We start from the raw sequence: 16,390 nt of genomic DNA on the forward strand, positions 1-16,390 counted from the left end.
ACCTCATGAAGATCGTTGTGACCGGCGGTGCCGGCTTCATTGGAGCGAATTTCGTTCACACGCTGCTGGAGGACCATCCGGACGTCGACGTTGTCGTCCTGGATAAGTTCACCTACGCGGGTAACCGTGCGTCCCTGACTGACGTGCCCGCCGAGCTCGCCGCTCGCCTGACCGTTGTCGAGGGCGACATTGCCGACGCCGACCTCGTGGATGGTGTCGTCGCCGGCGCCGACGCGGTCGTGCACTTTGCCGCCGAGTCGCACAACGACAACTCCCTCCTCGACCCCTCGCCCTTCATTCAGACCAACCTGGTGGGCACCTTCACCCTGCTGGAGGCGGTGCGCCGCCACAAGGTCCGCTTCCACCACATCTCCACGGACGAGGTCTACGGTGACCTCGAGCTGGATGATCCCGCGAAGTTCACGCCCACCACGCCCTACAACCCCTCCTCGCCCTACTCCTCGTCCAAGGCGGGCTCGGACCTGCTGGTGCGCGCGTGGGTGCGTTCCTTCGGTGTTGAGGCCACGATCTCGAACTGCTCGAACAACTACGGCCCCTACCAGCACATCGAGAAGTTCATCCCCCGCATGATCACGAACCGCCTGCGCGGCGTGCGCCCCCGCCTGTACGGCGACGGCCTGAACGTGCGCGACTGGATCCACGTGCGCGACCACAACACGGCCGTGTGGGACATCCTCATGAAGGGCCGCATCGGCGAGACCTACCTGATCGGCGCGGACGGCGAGACGAACAACCGCGACGTCGTCGCCATCCTCAACGAGCTCATGGGCTACGCCCCCGACGACTTCGATCACGTGACCGACCGCCCGGGCCACGACCTGCGCTACGCGATCGACAACTCCAAGCTGGTCAACGAGCTCGGCTGGGAGCCCCAGTTCACGAACTTCCGCGACGGCCTCGCCGACACGATCGCCTGGTACACCGAGAACGAGGCGTGGTGGGCTCCCCTCAAGGAAGCCGTCGAGGCGAAGTACGCCGCCGAAGGACACTGATTCCTTGGATCGCGTGACCCGAGACGAGGCCGTGCCTCGCCCCCGAGTCACCGTCCTCATGGCCACCTACAACGGGATGGCCGAGGGCGGGGCGTGGCTCGACGAACAGGTGGACTCCGTGCTCGCCCAGGTGGGCGTGGACGTCCGTCTCGTCGTGTCCGACGACGCGTCGAGCGACGGGACGCGCGCACACCTCGAGGCGCGCGCCGCTGCCGACCCTCGGATCACGGTGCTGCCCCAGCGCGACGGTACGCCGGGCGTGACGGGCAACTTCCTGCACCTTTTTACGACGCACGCCCCCGACGGCTCCTACGTCGCCTTCACCGACCAGGATGACGTGTGGCACGAGGACAAGTTGAGTTCTCAGCTGGCCCTCATGGCCGATCGTGGGGCTGACGTCGTGTCTTCGAACGTGACGTCCTTCCAGTGGCTGCCCGACGGGGCAGTGGGGGAGCGTCGCCTCATTCGCAAGTCGCAGCCCCAGCGGGCCTGGGACTTTCTCTTCGAGGCCGCGGGGCCCGGCTCCACCTACGTCTTCAGTCCGAAGGCCCACGAGGCTCTCGTGCAGGTGTTGGAAGGCCTCGACTACAGCGAGATCGGCGTGCACGACTGGTATGTCTACGCGCTGGCCCGCTCAATTGGCCTGACCTGGGTGATTGGTGAGGAACCGACGCTTGAATACCGTCAGCATGGCGGCAATGTGCAGGGCGCGAACTCCGGCTCCGGGGCGCGTGACGCCCGCATGGCCAAGCTGCGCAACGGCTTCTACCGCAACCAGTTCATTCTGACTGCCCGCACCGCGCAGAAGGTCGGCACGTTCGACGAGCGCCGCGCGCGCCAGCTGCGCGCCATCCTGCGTGAGCTCGAGGGGCAGGGTGCCGCCTCGAGGCTGCGCTTCGCCCTGCGCTGGCGTCAGATCCGCCGTGACCGCATGGAGGGCCTCAAACTCGCTGCTGCGCGAGTCCTGGGCGTGTGGTGACCCTCTACCTCTGATAGGTGACGAGCCCGCCGTCCACGTCCTCCGTCGTCAGGATCTGCGTCAGCCTGTCTGGCGAGACGGCGTGCGGATCTATGACGACGACGGAGCGTCCCTGCATCCACTGATCCAAGACCTGGCCCGCACCCGTACGCGCATCCCACAGCAGCGCGACGCGGCTTCCCTGAACCGGCGCCGACGGGCGGGTCCCAGCCAGTGCCTCGTCGCGAGCCTGGAGAAGCAGCGGGGGAGTATCGACGACGAGGGCATCCGGCTGCGTGGCGATTTCCGCGAGGCCGTCGAGCGCTCCATCCAGGGGACCATCCCATGCGAACGACAGGTACTGCGCGGGTTGCGCCAGCACGTGCGCCCCGGCGTCCAGCGCGTCGGATGCTTCGGAACCGAGAATATTCGTGACGAAAAGGTCTCCGGGGAGCGGACGTCGTGTATCGAGAACCTCCCATCCCATCGCCCGCGCTGCGATCTGCCAGAGGGAGTCCTGCCAGGGCTGAAGAGTCGTGTAGATGCGAGTTGGTGTCGCTTCGCCCGTGCCGAACAGGTCGGCCGCGAGTTCGTTTGTCAGGTAGTTCGCGATCTTCGCTAACCACCGGCTGACCACGGGTCCTCCCAGTTCAACCCGCTCCTGGCCGTATTGGGTGAGTGCTGGGCCTGACCATCCGTTAATCGCTGTGATACAGTAGGTGAGCCTGCTCATAGTTTCTAAGGACTTATTGTTCATGGTTTCAAGTATATCGAAGGTCCCAGGCATACCAAGTACTTAGTAACTGTGAAGTCCTTGAAATAGGGCATTGTTTTACCGGTGGGTCAAGTGCTACGGAAAAGGTCTCAATATCGCGAAACGGCTTGACTTCCTGCAATGACACGCGTGTAATTCTCGTATTGATCGATTCGTTATAAGGAGCTCCCGCAATGTGGAACATCTTCGGTGACGGGCCCATCGAGTGGTCCGAGGACGCCGACGCGGCGCAGTACGCCCGCATTGACGGCCCCCTTGCGTGGCAGCAGCACGCCCTGTGCGCGCAGACGGATCCTGAGGCGTTTTTCCCTGAAAAGGGCGGCTCCACTCGCGAGGCTAAGGCCGTTTGTCAGGCCTGCCAGGTGCGCGAAGAATGCCTGGAATACGCGCTGGCTAACGACGAGCGCTTTGGTATTTGGGGTGGCATGTCCGAGCGCGAGAGGCGGCGCCTGCGCCGTATGGCCGGTTGAGTCCGACGCAGCGCTCCGTCGGTGCGATCCTTGTCACAAGGGGAGAGGCGCCGCTGACCCAGTCCGTTTTGCGGGCCATCGAGAATCAATCGGTGGCCCCGCATTCGTTGACCATCATTGACGTCGCAGGGCGCCACGTCACCCCTTTCCCTGCTGATCGAGTTCCCGACGGTGCCGAGCTCGTGCGCGTCGGCCGCGCCCGCAACCTCGGCGACGCGATTCGTCGAGCCCACGCGCAGGGTGCCCGCTTTGCGTCGGAGCAGTGGTGGTGGATCCTGCATGAGGACAGCGCCCCCGAACCCGAGTGTCTTGACGAGCTCATCCAGGCCGCCGCCGTCGGTAGGACCGTCGGAGCTGTCGGCGTCAAGCAGATGAGCTGGGACGGCAGTCGGCTCCTCGAACTCGGAATCTTTGCCACGGCCAGTGCCCGCCGACTCGAGCGTATCGGCGATGACGACATCGACCAGGGCCAGCACGATGGCACGAGCGACGTCCTCGGCGTCGGCACCGCCGGTCTGTTCATCAGTGCCGAGGCCTACGAGGCCGTCGGCGGCTTCGATCCCGCACTCGGCCCCTTCGGTGACGGCCTCGACCTGGGGCGCCGCCTGCACCTGGCCGGATATCGCGTCATTGTGGCCCCCAAGGCGCGCGTACGTCACGCCCGCGTCTCTCTCTACTCCGGCCTCGACGGCGCTTCGGACACGGACCACAGCGAACCGACGGGGGATGTCTCCGACGCCGTCGTCGATGGCAACGACGCGACCGATGGATCGTTCCGCAAGCGCCGCTACGCCCAGATGTACAACTGGTGCAAGGCGGTGCCCGCCCTCATCCTGCCGTTCTTGGCGCTGTGGCTCCTCGTGTGGAGTCCCGCCCGCGCCCTCGGACGCATTCTGACGGGCCGGGCCTCACTGGCTCTGCCCGAAATCGGCGCCCTCGTCTCCCTGATTGGCGCGACCCCGCGCCTGCTGGCGGGGCGTGCACGCGCAGCTCAGTCGCGCCGCGTTCCCCGCTCGGCCCTGCGCGCGCTTGAGACGGCTCCCGCCCTGCTGCGCAAGGAACCCGCAGGCGTGGACGAAGATGAACATGGAGAGCGGATCGATCCGCTGGTTGTTGCCTCGATGCGGCGCTACCGCTTCCGCTCGGCATCAACTGCCCTGGGGCTCCTCATCCTGACTGCCGCCCTGGCACTCATGCAGTGGTGGGGGACAGCGGGGGGCCTCGTGGGTGGCGCGTGGGTGTCCCTGCCCTCCTCGTGGTCCGAGCTGTGGGCCGCCGCGTGGTCCGCGTGGATTCCGGGTGGTGACGGGTACGCCGGCGGGGCTGATCCGCTGACGATCCTCATGGCGATTCTCAGCGCTCCGTTTGCACCCATGGGCATCACCCCGGGAGCTCTCGCCACCTTCCTGCTTGTCGCATCAACGCCGATCGCCGCGATGGTGGCATGGAATCCCTCGCGCGTGCTCGCCTCGTCGCTGCGCGTTCGCTTCCTCGTGTCCCTTGCCTGGTCGCTCGCCCCGTCCCTGCTCATGAGCGCCACGCACGGCGTTCTCGCAGCGACCCTCGCGCACGCGGCCCTGCCTGTCTTTGTTGCCTACTGTGTGGGTCAGCCGAAGCCTCTGCTGGTAGCCGGTGCCGGCGGCGTCGACGAGGCCCCGCTGCGTCCGCGTGGAGTCAACGGCGGATGCGCCGCTCTTGCCCTCGTCATTCTGGCCTGCTGCGCTCCCTGGACACTCCCGCTGGGTGCGGGTGTGCTGGCGTGGCGCTCGCGTCGTTCTCTCCTCGTGGCACTGCCCGCCCTCGTCCTCCTCGTGCCCACCTACGTCTCGATCGCGGCGCGACCCTCGGCGTGGCCGGCGCTCGCCTCGACGAGCGGGGGAGTGCACGCCTACACGCGCGCCGACTCGTGGATGGCGATGCTTGGCATGCCCGCCGCGCCGTCAACGCCCCTCGAGGCTGTTGCCCTGGGTACTATCGGTGCCGGCGTGATCGCCGCCGCGGGCATTGCTCTCCTGCGCCTGCGTACTCGCTTCGCTGCACTCGCCTTCTGCGGAGCCCTCGTGGCCGCCGCGGCCGGCTGGGTAGCCGCACAGATCGGCGTGGGCATCTCCGGTGCGTTCGTCGCTCACGCATGGACCGCTCCCGCGCTGTCGCTGTCTTTCGGAGCCCTGCTCGTGCTCGCCGCCCGATCTGGTTCGGGCAGCGAAGACGAGGCCGATGGCCCTCGCCCCGCATGGGACGGCTCTCGTCCCTTCACCGTGCGCGCGCTCGGCGCCCTGAGCGCGCTCGTTCTGCTAGGTGCAGGAGGAGTCGTGGCAGCCTCCGCCTTCGCCGCACGTGGCGACGCAGCGGACACCCCGACCTTCACGCTCGCGCAGCGCTCGACCGTTTCCCCGATGTCCTCGCCGATCGTCTCCGCTGTCGCCTCGCAGGCTCAGCGCTCGACGCGCGCGGGACGCATCCTTGTCCTCGACGGTGACCCCACGAACGGCACGGTCAACGCGTTCCTGTGGCGCGGCTCGGGCCCCTCCCTGACCGATGGCTCGCCGGCAACGCGCGCCGTCGCCCTCGCTCGTGCTCGCTCAGGTGCTGCGGAAGGAGTCCTGCGCGACCCTGCTACGGCGTCACTTGCCCAGGCGGCCTACACCCTCGTCGTCTACCCCGATGACGCGACCGTGGCGACCCTGGCCGCCCACGATATCGACACGATCCTGGTGCCCCTGGGCGCCAGCGGATCCCAGGCCCTGACCTCCGGACTCGACCGAGCCTCCGGCCTCGAAAAGGTTGGCGACACGAACTCGGGCACCGTCTGGCGTGTGCGCCCCGGCGGCGTGACCCCGTCGCGCGTCCGCGTTGAATCGGCGTCCGGCGTGACTACCCCGGTCGGCGGCAGCCAGCTCAGCGTCAGCGGAGACGTTGATGCGAGCGGCACCCTGATCCTCGCCGAGCGCGCCGACTCCGGATGGCGCGCATCCGTCGACGGCACCGCGCTGGCCGCCACTGAAGCAGCCGACGGATGGTCACAAGCCTTCGAGATGCCTACCGCAGGGCACCTGACGCTCACTTACAGCGCGTGGTGGATCATCCCCTGGCAGATCGCCTCCGGCGTGTGCCTGGTCGTCGCCGCAGCAAGCGCCCTATCTGCGTGGAGGAAGAGATGACGAAGCGCCCAGCCAACTCCCTGACGACCCTGGTGGGAGCGGGGATCGCCGCGGCGGTTGTGGCCTCGGCGTCCATGTGGGTGTCGTCTGCTCCTGCCGCGGTGGAAGGTACTGCGCAGAGCGCGCACCCCTCGCAGGTCCAGCTCGCTTGCCCTTCCGGCATTGTTGACCCCTTTGAGACCACGAACATCGCGGCGGGCACTACCTGGTCCTCGCTGGCGACGGCTCCCGTGTCTCCCGCACCCGCTTCTGTCACAGGGCAGGGCGGTGTCATCCCGACGGCCCTCACCCTCGCCGGTCAGGGCGGCGGTGAACTCGCCGGCCTGAGCGCCGTCGGCTGCGCGGCCGCTCGCACATCTCAGTGGATCGCGACCGGTGCGACCACCGCGGGTGCCGACATGGTCCTGATCCTGTCCAACCCCGGACCCACAGCCTCGGTCGTCAGCATCGATGGGTACGGTGCGTCGGGGCCGCTCAACGCAGCGCCGCGTCAGGTGACAGTCCCCGCACGATCCTCGGCCTCGGTGCTGCTCGCCGGATGGTTCCCCGACGAGAGCGCACTGGCCGTGCATGTGACCGCCGACGGGGGAGGGGTTGCTGCCTGGGCGCAGGCCTCCCTCATGAACGGTGAAATCCCGCAGGGCACCACCCTGGCTTCCGCGGTCGTGCCCGCAACCACGCAGACCATCCTCGGCGTGGACCCGAAGGGAACCTCCCTGCTGCGCCTTGCCTCGCCGTCGGGAGAGGCCCACGTGAGCGTCTCCGTCGCCGATTCGACCGGCGTGCACCCCCTGGCTGGAGGCGAGGCGACGGTCGCCGAAGGCACCACCCTCGACATGCCCCTCGACGGCGCGTCCAGTGACTCCAGTCCGATCACGCTCATTGTGACCTCCGATCGCGAGGTTGTGGCTCAGACGACGACAATCACCCTCGGTGCGCCGTGGGCGCAGCGAGCGAGTGCCTGGATCATGCGGTCCAACGCGACTCCCGCCACAGCTCTGACTGAGGCGACTATTCCCGGCGCCACTCAGATTGAGGGCATGGGACGCCAGGTCCTCTCCACGACGCCGATCCGTGCCACCTCCCTGGCCACCAATTCGGGCGTCACCAACGTGCGCGCGAGCCTCCTGCTCTACGCACCCGCGGAGGCCCAGGCCTCGTCGAACGATCAAGGCGTCGCCTCATCGGATGCCCCCAGCCCGAGCGCAACCCCCGACATCTGGGCGTCGCCCTCGCCGAGCGGCGGGCAGTCCGGGACGAGCCAGTCCGGCGCCGATCAGGACCCACAGTCGAGCGGTACGTCTGCTTCCACACCCGGAGCGGTCGCCGTGCGCGTGGGCGGGCGCACCATCTACGTTGCACCCGGGATCCCCACCCTCGTGGATCTGCCCGACAACGGCGGAACCCTCAGCGCGGACTCTCCGATCCAGGCGGCTATCGTCGTCTCCGCGGACACGGCTGTGGGTCGCATGACCACGACGTGGAACGTGGGCACGGAAGGCATCAGCGCCGTCAGCGGCGCCATCCGCACCACCAACTGAAGCGCCGATCAGCGCATCGCGTCGTCGATCTCGTCCGGCGGCAACGCCAGGATGTGGCTGATGCGCTCGATCAATACCCTGCGCGTCATAACCGCGACCTCCTCCGGGGCGCACCGCAGCGTGATCGGCAAGCGATAGACGACGATACGATCATGCAGACCGCGACGCCGATCCGCCGGGAAAATACGCGCGACGACGACGTTGTGAGACTCCCAGGGAGCAGGATTCGACGGGGGAACATCCTCGACCGCAAACTCAATCGTGGCCACCTGCGGCCATCGACGAATGAGCTCGGTGACGAGTTCGCCGACCATCAGATCGAAATCCTCACGCCGCGTCCTCCACGCCGGAGTCCCCGGGAAAAACAGGGGACCGCGCGGACCGCGACCGTGGCGGTCACGACTCGAAACATGGCGGCGCGTAGGAAACACCCCCTCAGGGTAGGCGTATGGCGCGCCGAAGCGGGCGATACCGGTACAGAGTGTCGTACTCTTAGGGGCGTGATTGCCCAACGCCACTGCTCCAAGCCCGGCTGCTCCACGGTCGCCGTCGCCACCCTGACCTACGACTACCGTGACTCGACGGTCGTTGTCGGCCCCCTCGCGACTGTCGCCGACCCTAACTCTTACGACCTGTGCGAGGAACACGCGCACAACCTCACCGCGCCGCTCGGCTGGCAGGTCGTGCGTTTGGCAACCACCTTCGAACCCGCTCCGCCCTCGGGGGATGACCTCGCGGCGCTCGTCGATGCTGTGCGCAGGGTCGCCCAGGAGGCGCAGGCAGCCCCGGCGCCGCCTCAGGAGCCCCGCAAGCCGACCACCGGACCGTTCGGGCCCGCGCGTTCCGTGGGGACCCCCGACACCTCGAGCCCGCTCGATCCGTCGAGCCCCTACGCGCGACGCCGCGCCCAGTTCACCGTCGTCGACGGCACGGACAACGAGGATAACGGCTAGGGGTTACTACAGGCCGAAACGAGCCTGCGTCGCCTCGTGGAAACGAGCCTGGCCGCGCGAGCGGCGCTCAGCCTCCCGACCCCAGTCGCGATCCCTGCGGGCCACCAGCACGGCCGCAATCACAACCTCCGGGTGGAGGCCATCGGGGAGGGGAGTCTGCACGCGACGCGACAGGCGCTGTGCGAGCGAGACGGCGACCTGTCCTCGCACGTCCGTCTTCAACGAACGATTCGACTGCAGGAAGGCACGAGCCTCGGCGACGAGGGCATCGTCGAGGGGAAGGATTGTCGCGGTGCGCGCCCAGTCTTCGAGGCCCGGCGGCAGCACGAGCGGCGGGTAGAACACGGATGCGCCCTGTGAACACACCATCGTCCCGGCCGCCAGATCGCCCAGGCGCTTGCCTTTTGAACTCATGATCTCCGCGAGTGCAGCCAGGCCACCAAAGGTCGCCCAGTTCTCCAGAATGCCCGTCGAGACGCGCACCGCGCTATGGCGGGCAGTGATCGCACCGCCGTCGTCGCGCACGACCCGCAGGTTAAATGCCCACTTCCCAAACGAACGCCCACGGGTCGCGATCTCGACCACCAGCGGCAGGAAAAACATTGTCGTCGAGAAGAAACCGACGATGATCACGCGCTGGATCGACGCGGACGGCGAGGTAAACCTGACGGCCATGAGTACCAGCACGACCGTGCACATCAAGTACGTCGTCGCATCCATAACTGCGGCGGCGAATCGCTCCGGAGGCGAGGCCGGCGTCACGTCCAGGGTGACTGCCTCGCCCGTGCGCACAAAGTCGTCTTGAATGGCGCTCGATTGACTGCGTTGCGTGCTCATATATGACACGCTAGTCCAATGGACATTGATGTGCTGCGGGTAAGTGGCGAAACGGAATGGAAACGGCTGGAACAGCTGACGCGCCAGCGCTCGCTGTCGGGCGACGAGATCGACGAATTCGACCGTCTCTACCGTTCGACCACGACGGATTTGGCGCGCGTTCGCACGCTCAACCCCGATCCCGACGTGATCGCGGAGCTGTCGCGCATCCTCTCCGCCGCGCGCGGGCGTCTCGCGGGCACCGGAGGGCTGTCCGGAGCCGTTATCGCACGTTTCTTCACGGTGTCTCTACCTCTCACGCTCTACCGGATCCGTTGGGTGATCGTGGCCGTGATGGCAGCGTTCATCGCTATCGCCGGCGTCCAAGCGCACTACCTGATGAGTCACCCGGACGTCATGAACGAGCTGGGTACCCCTGAGGAGCTGAAGTACTATGCGCAGAGCGCGTTCGTCGAGTACTACCACCAGGACACGAACGCAGAGTTTGGCCTGTCTGTGTGGGCCAACAATGCCTGGATCGCTCTGGTGGGTGTGGCCACGGGGATCACGGGCGTCTACCCGCTAAAGATCCTGTGGGAGAATGCCACGAGCATCGGCACGTCAACGGCCATCGTCTTCAGCTACGGCGGAGTCTGGCACTTCTTCCGTTTCATTCTGCCGCACGGACTTCCCGAGCTGACTGCCGTCTTCATCTCGATCGCGGCGGGCCTGCGCGTCTTCTGGTCGCTGCTCGTGCCTGGTCCGATGACGCGCTTCCAGGCTGTCGGACAGGCGGCTCGTAGCGCGATGACGGTCGCGGCGGGCTGCGCCATCCTCCTGGCCGGATCCGGCGTCCTGGAGGGCTTCGTGACACCCTCCGACCTGCCTGACGCCGTCAAGATCACCTTCGGTGCCCTCATGACGGCCGCCGTGTGGGCGTACATCCTCATCCTCGGGCGGCGCGCGTACCAGGCGGGCGCCAGCGCCGACGTCGGCATTGACGCCGGCTACTACCAGCCCGTCTCGGGGTGAGGCGCTCACACGGCGTCAACGCGCGCGAAGCAGGCGCGGCTCAGAGTCGGCCGCTCTTCTTGAGCTCGATGTAGCGGTCCGCGGTCCGGGCGGGAAGCAGACCCGCCGAGGCACGCACGGTCAGAGCGCCGGCCAGACGAGCGTCGGTGGCTCCCGCCTCGTCGGACCGTTCGGCGAGGGAGGCGGAGGCAGCAAGGAACACCTGCTCGGCGTCCTCGCGTCCTGCCCGCGCCCGGATTTCATCCGGATCGGTCGCCGATGCAACCAGCACCGTGTGGCGGTCGCTGAGACGCGCTAGCGCGTCGGTGAACTCGGTTTCCATGCCGGCCGGCGGAATCTTCGTAGCGATAACGACGAACGCGGAATGATGAACGGTCTGCTCGACCGTGCTGACCATCTCCGACCAGTCGGTGACGTCCAGGCGGGGCGAAATATCCGTAAACGTGTGGGCCAGGGTCTCGATGACCTTGGCTCCTCGCACGCCGGACACGCGTGCGCGGACAGCCGAGTCGAGGACGATGAGGTGCACCTTGTCGCCCGCACGGTCGGCCAGGGCAGCGAGAAGCAGGGCGGTTTCGATAGAGGAGTCGAGGCGCGGGGCGCGTCCCAGCGCGATCGAGTCGACCTCTTCGTGCTCGGGGGCTCCGAGCAGGGCCGAAGAGGCGCGCCCGCAGTCCACGACGATCACGACGTGGCGGTCGCGTTCGGGCCTCCACTGGCGCACCATCAGTTCCGTCGAACGGGCGGACGCGCGCCAGTCGATGTCGCGCGGATCGTCGCCCACGACGTAGGAGCGCAGGGAATCGAACTCGGTTCCCGCGCCGCGCAGCGTCGTCGGTGTGGTTCCTTCGAGCTCGTGGAGGCGGGCCAGGCGCGAGGGCAGCAGGACGCGCGCCTTGAACTCGGGGAGCACCGACAGGGACAGGGGAGCGGACAGGCTCACCTGGCGCGCTCCCAGGTGCAGGGGACCCCACGAGCGAATGGTGACGACGTCGGCCTCGCGGGTGCCGCGCCGGGTCGGGGCAAGCACTGTGGAGACACGCTCGGAGGTGCCTGGGCGCAGTCGCACTCGCTGGCGCACCGGCGACGGGTTGAGCGAAGGAGGCCACGCGTCGCGCACATCCAGGTTCACGTGACGCTTCGTCGTGTTCGTCAGCCGCAGGCGGGACTCGGTGGTCTGGTCGGCACGAATCGGCCCGGTTACGTCACGGCTGAGACGCAGGGTGCGCGGGGAGGGCGCGGCGAAGGCGTCGAGGAGGCACACGGCCACGACGAGGCCACACCACGCCCACGCCAGAGCGCGGGACGGGGCGAAGGCGAGGGGGATGAGCCCGACCAGTACGAGGAGCGCGCTACGCGCCGAAATCGCCACGGGGGCCTCAGCGGGGCACGGGGGTAGCCGCGAGGACACCGGCGACGACGTCCGTGGCGGTAACGCCCTCGAGGTTGGCTTCGGCGCGCAGACCCAGGCGGTGTGCAAGCGTCACGGGAGCCATCGTCTTGACGTCGTCGGGGGTGACGAAGCCGCGGCCCTGGAGGAACGCCCACACGCGCGAGGTGCGCAGCAGCGCGGTCGCGCCTCGGGGAGACACGCCCAGACGCACGGCGGGGGAGGTGCGCGTCGCGCGGCACAGATCAACGAGGTAGGCCATGACGGCCGGTGAGACCTCGATGCGGGATGCCACCGCGTGGGCAGCCTGAATATCGGCTGCGCTGGCGACCGGGCGGATGCCGGCCTCGGCCAGCGCCATCGGGCTGAAGCCCGCCTGGTGACGCGCGATGATGTCGATCTCGGCCTCACGCGACGGCAGCGGCAGCTCGAGCTTGAGCAGGAAACGGTCCAGCTGGGCCTCGGGCAGCGGGTAGGTGCCCTCGTACTCAACCGGGTTCTGCGTCGCGATCACCATGAACGGCTCGGGGAGCTGACGGGTCTCGCCGTCGATCGAGACGGTGTGCTCTTCCATCGACTCGAGGAGGGCCGACTGGGTCTTCGGAGGCGTACGGTTGATCTCGTCCGCGAGCAGCAGGTTCGTGAAGACGGGGCCCTCACGGAAGACGAACTCGGACTGACCGGCGTCCCACACCATCGAGCCCGTGATATCGGCGGGCATGAGGTCGGGGGTGAACTGGATACGCGCCATGTCCACGTCGAGGGCGCGCGACAGGGTACGCACGAGCAGCGTCTTCGCGACGCCGGGCACGCCTTCGAGGAGCGCGTGACCGCCCGCGACGAGGGCGACGATGAGCCCGCTGATCGCGGCGTCCTGGCCGACGACCGCCTTGCCGATCTCTGCCTTCAGGGCAAGGAGCGCCTCCTGGGTACGCTTCTCGGTCTCATTGAGCGCGCGGCCCGACCAGCCCTCGCCGGTGGGCGCAGAGAACGAGGCGCGGGCGTCCTGCGGGGCGACCTGCACCTGGGGTGCGTAGGGGGCCGGCGCGCCCTGCGGAGCGTAGCCGTTCGGCGGCGCTGCGGGGATGGGGCCGGGCTGGGGCATGCCCTCGGGCGCGGGGCCGGGGATCGGGCTAGTCATGGCGAATCTCCTTTTCGAGAGCGTCGAGGTCATTGGCGAGGCGGATGAGCGCCTTTTCGGAGGTTGGGGGCGGACCCCACAGGAGGGCGGAGCAGCGCGAGGCGGGCAGGCCTCGCTGTTCCATCGCGTGAGTGAGGGCCTCCCGGTCGGCGGTGTGCGCAACGCCCAGGGCGGTCGCGATGCGCGAGGCCGTGGAGCTGCGCAGTGCCTGCGCGGCATGCTCGTAGGCGCGCTGGGAACGCATGAGGCGGGCCTTGCCGATAAGCGTCTCGGAGGCCGGGACCTCGATGGGGAGGCGTTCGGAGGTGAGGGGGCCGAGCCTGCGCCCACGCGCGAGGCCCGCCAGCAGGCAGGCGGCGATGACCATGAGGAACGCGGGCATGAGGTACGGGGAAGTGAGCAGCTCCTGCGTCGACGTGCCCGTCGGAGTATCGGTGCGCGTCGGCGAATACCATGCGACCTTCGGGGTTCGGCCGATCGCGTTGATTGCCAGCGCGGCATTTCCTCCCTCGGAGATCGCGCGGTTGCGCAGGCGCAGGGAGTCGGGGATCAGAGCGCGGAATCGGCCAGAGTCGGAGCGCTCGGCGTACGCGTAGTTCCTGCCGTCGTCGGAGAAGCACAGATTCCATCCGTCGACTGTGCCGGACAGTACGTAGTCCGAGGCCTGCAGATGCTGGGTACGGCCCGCAATAACGGACGTGCAGCCGGGGGTGAGCCACGTCTTGCTGCTGTATTTGCGACTGGAACGTAAGCCCTGAAGGTAGACGGAGTATGATCCTTGATCCTCCTCGAGGCCCACGTAGACGACGTTCGTGCGCGTCTCGATAGCCTTCGCCATCTCCTCGGTCATACGCGACGGGAAAATAACGACGAGAGTTGTATTCTCGTCGACCGACGCGGCCTGCTGCGCGTTCACGTCACGCACGGAGATACCGTGGTCGCCCAGCACCTGGGCGAGGGCACGCGCCCCATCGCCCTCCTTATTCCGAATACCGACGGGGGCGTTGTTGTACCCGGCCGCGGGCAGGATGGACGCCGCGATCACTAACAGCAGCGAGAATACGACGATGATGATCATCGGGCGTGCCGCGGCGAAGCGCTCGCGGGCCGTCGGAGTGACGACGGCGACCTGTGTGGCTTTCACGATGCCACCTCCGCATCGCGGCACGCGCGCAGGAGGTCCGGGGTGAAGCGGCGCAACGCATCGACCTGATCGGATGAAACGCCGGAGCGGCCGTAGCGCACCTGGTCAAAGGCCTGTGCAAACTGATCGAGCTGGGGGCCGAACATGGGTGCGACTCGCGTCGCAGCGTGCGCCGCCTCGCGCGCCGTCAAGCCGGGCGTGGACGTCACGACATCTTGAGCATCGAGGCCCAAAACCATGAGACGGTACGCCCACACGTAGGCCAGGTCCCAGTCCTGGGCTGCCACGGCCTCGTCGAACGAGGCCTGGGCCTCCGTTTCGCTGGCCTCCTCCTCGAACACGGTGGGAGAGACGCGCTTGGCGAGGCGGATCGGGTTGAGGATAAGCGCAATGATGATTGCGGCGACCGCGATGATTCCCACGATCATAAAGATCAGGGAGACCGGGGGAGTGCCCTGCCCCTTCCAGGACAGGGCATCCCAGAACGAGTCAATGAGCGACGCGATCCAGCGCGCGATGGGGTTGGGAACATTCGCGTACTCGCTGTGAGAGAGTTCCTCAACGATCCACTCGTGCGCCTCCCCCTCATCGGGGGTCAGCGGAGCATCGCAGGAGAACAGGCCGATCACTGCTGCTGAGCGCCTGCCTGTGCCAGGACCGCGGCGAAGTTCTCCTTGCGGATGCGCAGATCCGTGTACATGAGCGTCTCGAACGCTGCAGAGAAGGGCAGCAGGAGCCCGGAGCCGAGCATGACGAAGAACATGGAGATCGCCAAGCCGATCGGGCTTGAGGGGTCGTTCGTCACCGCGAGCGTGAACAGGCCGCCGATGAGGCCGATGATGAATCCGATGAATCCGCCGATGAATCCGATGACGAGGTTCATGAGTAGGAAGCGGCCGAGAGTCGGCCAGAATTCACCCTTGACGAGCGACCAGGAACGCTTCAGCGAAGCAACGGGACCGATCTCTTCCAGCACCGCGCACATCGGGGCGAACAGCAGCTTGACCTGGAAGAAATACAACAGGATAAAGATGGGGATAATTGCAGCGAAGGTGAGAAGAGCGAGCCACCACATATCACGGTTACCGTCCACTACGGCGATCGACACGAAGACAGCGACGATCCAGAGGACAATCGGAGTCGCCGTGATGAGAGCGGTCAACGCAAAGGAGCCGATGAGTGACCCGAGTCGCTTGCGCGTCATCGCCCACGCCTCGCTCAACGTCAGTTTCCTACCGACCGTCATCTGGGAGACGGTCGAGGCCAGCAGGCCCGTGAGGATGCTCGTCCCCGCGAACGTGACGATCCATTGCACCATGCTCGAAATCATTCGCAGGAGGAGAGCGTTGGCCTCATCCGTCGTCGATCGCTGGAGTGCCTGGGGGTCGTTCGCAGCACCGGTGACGGACTCGTATCCGAGGCCCGAGAGCAGGATCGACACACTGGCGATGAGCGACACCAACAGCATGATGACGACGGTGAAGCCGAAGAGAACCTTCGGATTCGAGCGGATCGCCTCGAAGGCGCCGCTGAACAGGTCGCCGATCGTCAGGGGGCGCAGCGGGATGATGCCGGGCTTGGCCTGCCATCCCCACCGGTTGGTGGTGGAGTAGCCGGATGCCCCGGGCTGGGCGTTGTAGCCCGGCTGTGCGCCGTAGGAGGGCTGGGCTCCGTATCCCTGGGCGGCCTGGGGGGCCGTGTAACCCGGGTAACCCTGCTGGGCTCCGTATCCCTGGGCGGCCTGGGGGGCCGCGTAACCCTGCTGGGCTCCGTATCCCTGGGGGGCCGCGTAACCCTGCTGAGCGCCGTAGGCGGGTTGTGCCCCATAGCCCTGCTGGGGCGTCGGTTCGCCGGTCTGGGGCTGCGGCGTCCATCCCTGGTAGGGGGCGGACGGATCGGGAGAGGTCCAGGGGGAGCTCATTGATGCCTCCGTGTTGATGGTGCTTCTACAGCGTCCATCCTGCCATATGCGCAACTTGCGCGAAACCTTATCTCG

15 protein-coding genes are annotated in these 16,390 nt (G+C 67.3%); 7 read left to right on the forward strand and 8 right to left on the reverse strand.

All coding sequences use genetic code 11. The features are described 5' to 3' along the window. Window positions 1-5: 5 nt before the first annotated feature. Window positions 6-1,013 (forward strand): dTDP-glucose 4,6-dehydratase, encoded by a 1,008-nt coding sequence (rfbB, locus tag FBF35_RS03070; protein WP_060566573.1) that lies wholly within the window; start codon window positions 6-8, stop codon window positions 1,011-1,013. Between the two features lie 4 nt (window positions 1,014-1,017). Continuing rightward, window positions 1,018-1,992 carry a glycosyltransferase family 2 protein gene (locus FBF35_RS03075; RefSeq protein ID WP_131726637.1) on the forward strand — a complete coding sequence of 325 codons (975 nt, stop codon included), beginning with the start codon at window positions 1,018-1,020 and terminating at the stop codon, window positions 1,990-1,992. Between the two features lie 4 nt (window positions 1,993-1,996). Here FBF35_RS03075 and FBF35_RS03080 read toward each other — a convergent pair whose 3' ends face one another. Continuing rightward, the gene (locus tag FBF35_RS03080; protein WP_060567166.1) at window positions 1,997-2,608 is read right to left on the reverse strand and encodes a hypothetical protein; all 612 of its coding nucleotides are present in this window, start codon (window positions 2,606-2,608) and stop codon (window positions 1,997-1,999) included. 311 nt (window positions 2,609-2,919) lie between these two features. Between FBF35_RS03080 and FBF35_RS03085 the strand changes: the two genes are divergently transcribed. Genes FBF35_RS03085 through FBF35_RS03095 form a run of 3 tightly spaced genes read left to right on the forward strand, consistent with a single transcriptional unit; the run spans window position 2,920 to window position 7,918 of the window. Beyond that, a complete protein-coding gene (locus FBF35_RS03085) occupies window positions 2,920-3,216 on the forward strand; it encodes a WhiB family transcriptional regulator (protein WP_034467616.1) in 297 nt (98 codons plus the stop codon). Next, entirely contained in the window at window positions 3,213-6,377 is a 3,165-nt protein-coding gene (locus FBF35_RS03090) for a glycosyltransferase family 2 protein (RefSeq protein ID WP_060566575.1), read from the forward strand. Before FBF35_RS03085 ends, FBF35_RS03090 begins: the two co-directional genes overlap by 4 nt. Beyond that, entirely contained in the window at window positions 6,374-7,918 is a 1,545-nt protein-coding gene (locus FBF35_RS03095; RefSeq protein ID WP_060566578.1) for a DUF5719 family protein, read from the forward strand. The genes FBF35_RS03090 and FBF35_RS03095 overlap by 4 nt, the downstream gene beginning before the upstream one ends. A gap of 8 nt (window positions 7,919-7,926) precedes the next feature. Here the strand turns inward: FBF35_RS03095 and FBF35_RS03100 are convergent, their stop codons facing one another. After that, a complete protein-coding gene (locus FBF35_RS03100) occupies window positions 7,927-8,232 on the reverse strand; it encodes a metallopeptidase family protein (RefSeq protein WP_003793306.1) in 306 nt (101 codons plus the stop codon). Window positions 8,233-8,418: 186 nt separating this feature from the next. Between FBF35_RS03100 and FBF35_RS03105 the strand changes: the two genes are divergently transcribed. Beyond that, window positions 8,419-8,871: a DUF3499 domain-containing protein gene (locus tag FBF35_RS03105; protein WP_060566579.1), complete on the forward strand. Its 453-nt coding sequence runs from the start codon at window positions 8,419-8,421 to the stop codon at window positions 8,869-8,871. Window positions 8,872-8,877: 6 nt separating this feature from the next. On the opposite strand, the gene FBF35_RS03110 is transcribed toward FBF35_RS03105, so the two are convergent. Continuing rightward, window positions 8,878-9,708 carry an RDD family protein gene (locus tag FBF35_RS03110; RefSeq protein ID WP_060566581.1) on the reverse strand — a complete coding sequence of 277 codons (831 nt, stop codon included), beginning with the start codon at window positions 9,706-9,708 and terminating at the stop codon, window positions 8,878-8,880. A gap of 18 nt (window positions 9,709-9,726) precedes the next feature. On the opposite strand from FBF35_RS03110, the gene FBF35_RS03115 reads away from it, so the two are divergent. Next, the gene (locus tag FBF35_RS03115) at window positions 9,727-10,719 is read left to right on the forward strand and encodes a stage II sporulation protein M (protein ID WP_060566583.1); all 993 of its coding nucleotides are present in this window, start codon (window positions 9,727-9,729) and stop codon (window positions 10,717-10,719) included. 40 nt (window positions 10,720-10,759) lie between these two features. Here FBF35_RS03115 and FBF35_RS03120 read toward each other — a convergent pair whose 3' ends face one another. Genes FBF35_RS03120 through FBF35_RS03140 form a run of 5 tightly spaced genes read right to left on the reverse strand, consistent with a single transcriptional unit; the run spans window position 10,760 to window position 16,315 of the window. Continuing rightward, entirely contained in the window at window positions 10,760-12,091 is a 1,332-nt protein-coding gene (locus FBF35_RS03120; protein ID WP_060566585.1) for a DUF58 domain-containing protein, read from the reverse strand. Window positions 12,092-12,098: 7 nt separating this feature from the next. Beyond that, complete coding sequence (locus FBF35_RS03125; protein ID WP_060566587.1) at window positions 12,099-13,250, reverse strand: AAA family ATPase; 1,152 nt, start codon at window positions 13,248-13,250, stop codon at window positions 12,099-12,101. Next, window positions 13,243-14,394, reverse strand: a complete 1,152-nt coding sequence (locus tag FBF35_RS03130; protein ID WP_060566588.1) for a DUF4350 domain-containing protein — start codon at window positions 14,392-14,394, stop codon at window positions 13,243-13,245. The genes FBF35_RS03125 and FBF35_RS03130 overlap by 8 nt, the downstream gene beginning before the upstream one ends. Next, complete coding sequence (locus tag FBF35_RS03135; protein ID WP_060566589.1) at window positions 14,391-15,023, reverse strand: DUF4129 domain-containing protein; 633 nt, start codon at window positions 15,021-15,023, stop codon at window positions 14,391-14,393. The genes FBF35_RS03130 and FBF35_RS03135 overlap by 4 nt, the downstream gene beginning before the upstream one ends. Then, window positions 15,020-16,315 carry a glycerophosphoryl diester phosphodiesterase membrane domain-containing protein gene (locus FBF35_RS03140; protein ID WP_060566590.1) on the reverse strand — a complete coding sequence of 432 codons (1,296 nt, stop codon included), beginning with the start codon at window positions 16,313-16,315 and terminating at the stop codon, window positions 15,020-15,022. The genes FBF35_RS03135 and FBF35_RS03140 overlap by 4 nt, the downstream gene beginning before the upstream one ends. Between the last annotated feature and the right edge of the window lie 75 nt (window positions 16,316-16,390).

The organism is Schaalia odontolytica, from assembly GCF_005696695.1.
GTDB lineage: Bacteria > Actinomycetota > Actinomycetes > Actinomycetales > Actinomycetaceae > Pauljensenia > Pauljensenia odontolytica_C.

What these genes read in the sequence shown, in the direction of transcription:
- FBF35_RS03140 (WP_060566590.1), bottom strand. Translation starts at nt 16,315, where the DNA reads ATGAGCTCCCCCTGGACCTCTCCCGATCCGTCCGCCCCCTACCAGGGA.
- rfbB (WP_060566573.1), top strand. Translation starts at nt 6, where the DNA reads ATGAAGATCGTTGTGACCGGCGGTGCCGGCTTCATTGGAGCGAATTTC.
- FBF35_RS03085 (WP_034467616.1), top strand. Translation starts at nt 2,920, where the DNA reads ATGTGGAACATCTTCGGTGACGGGCCCATCGAGTGGTCCGAGGACGCC.
- FBF35_RS03100 (WP_003793306.1), bottom strand. Translation starts at nt 8,232, where the DNA reads ATGGTCGGCGAACTCGTCACCGAGCTCATTCGTCGATGGCCGCAGGTG.
- FBF35_RS03110 (WP_060566581.1), bottom strand. Translation starts at nt 9,708, where the DNA reads ATGAGCACGCAACGCAGTCAATCGAGCGCCATTCAAGACGACTTTGTG.
- FBF35_RS03115 (WP_060566583.1), top strand. Translation starts at nt 9,727, where the DNA reads ATGGACATTGATGTGCTGCGGGTAAGTGGCGAAACGGAATGGAAACGG.
- FBF35_RS03125 (WP_060566587.1), bottom strand. Translation starts at nt 13,250, where the DNA reads ATGACTAGCCCGATCCCCGGCCCCGCGCCCGAGGGCATGCCCCAGCCC.
- FBF35_RS03095 (WP_060566578.1), top strand. Translation starts at nt 6,374, where the DNA reads ATGACGAAGCGCCCAGCCAACTCCCTGACGACCCTGGTGGGAGCGGGG.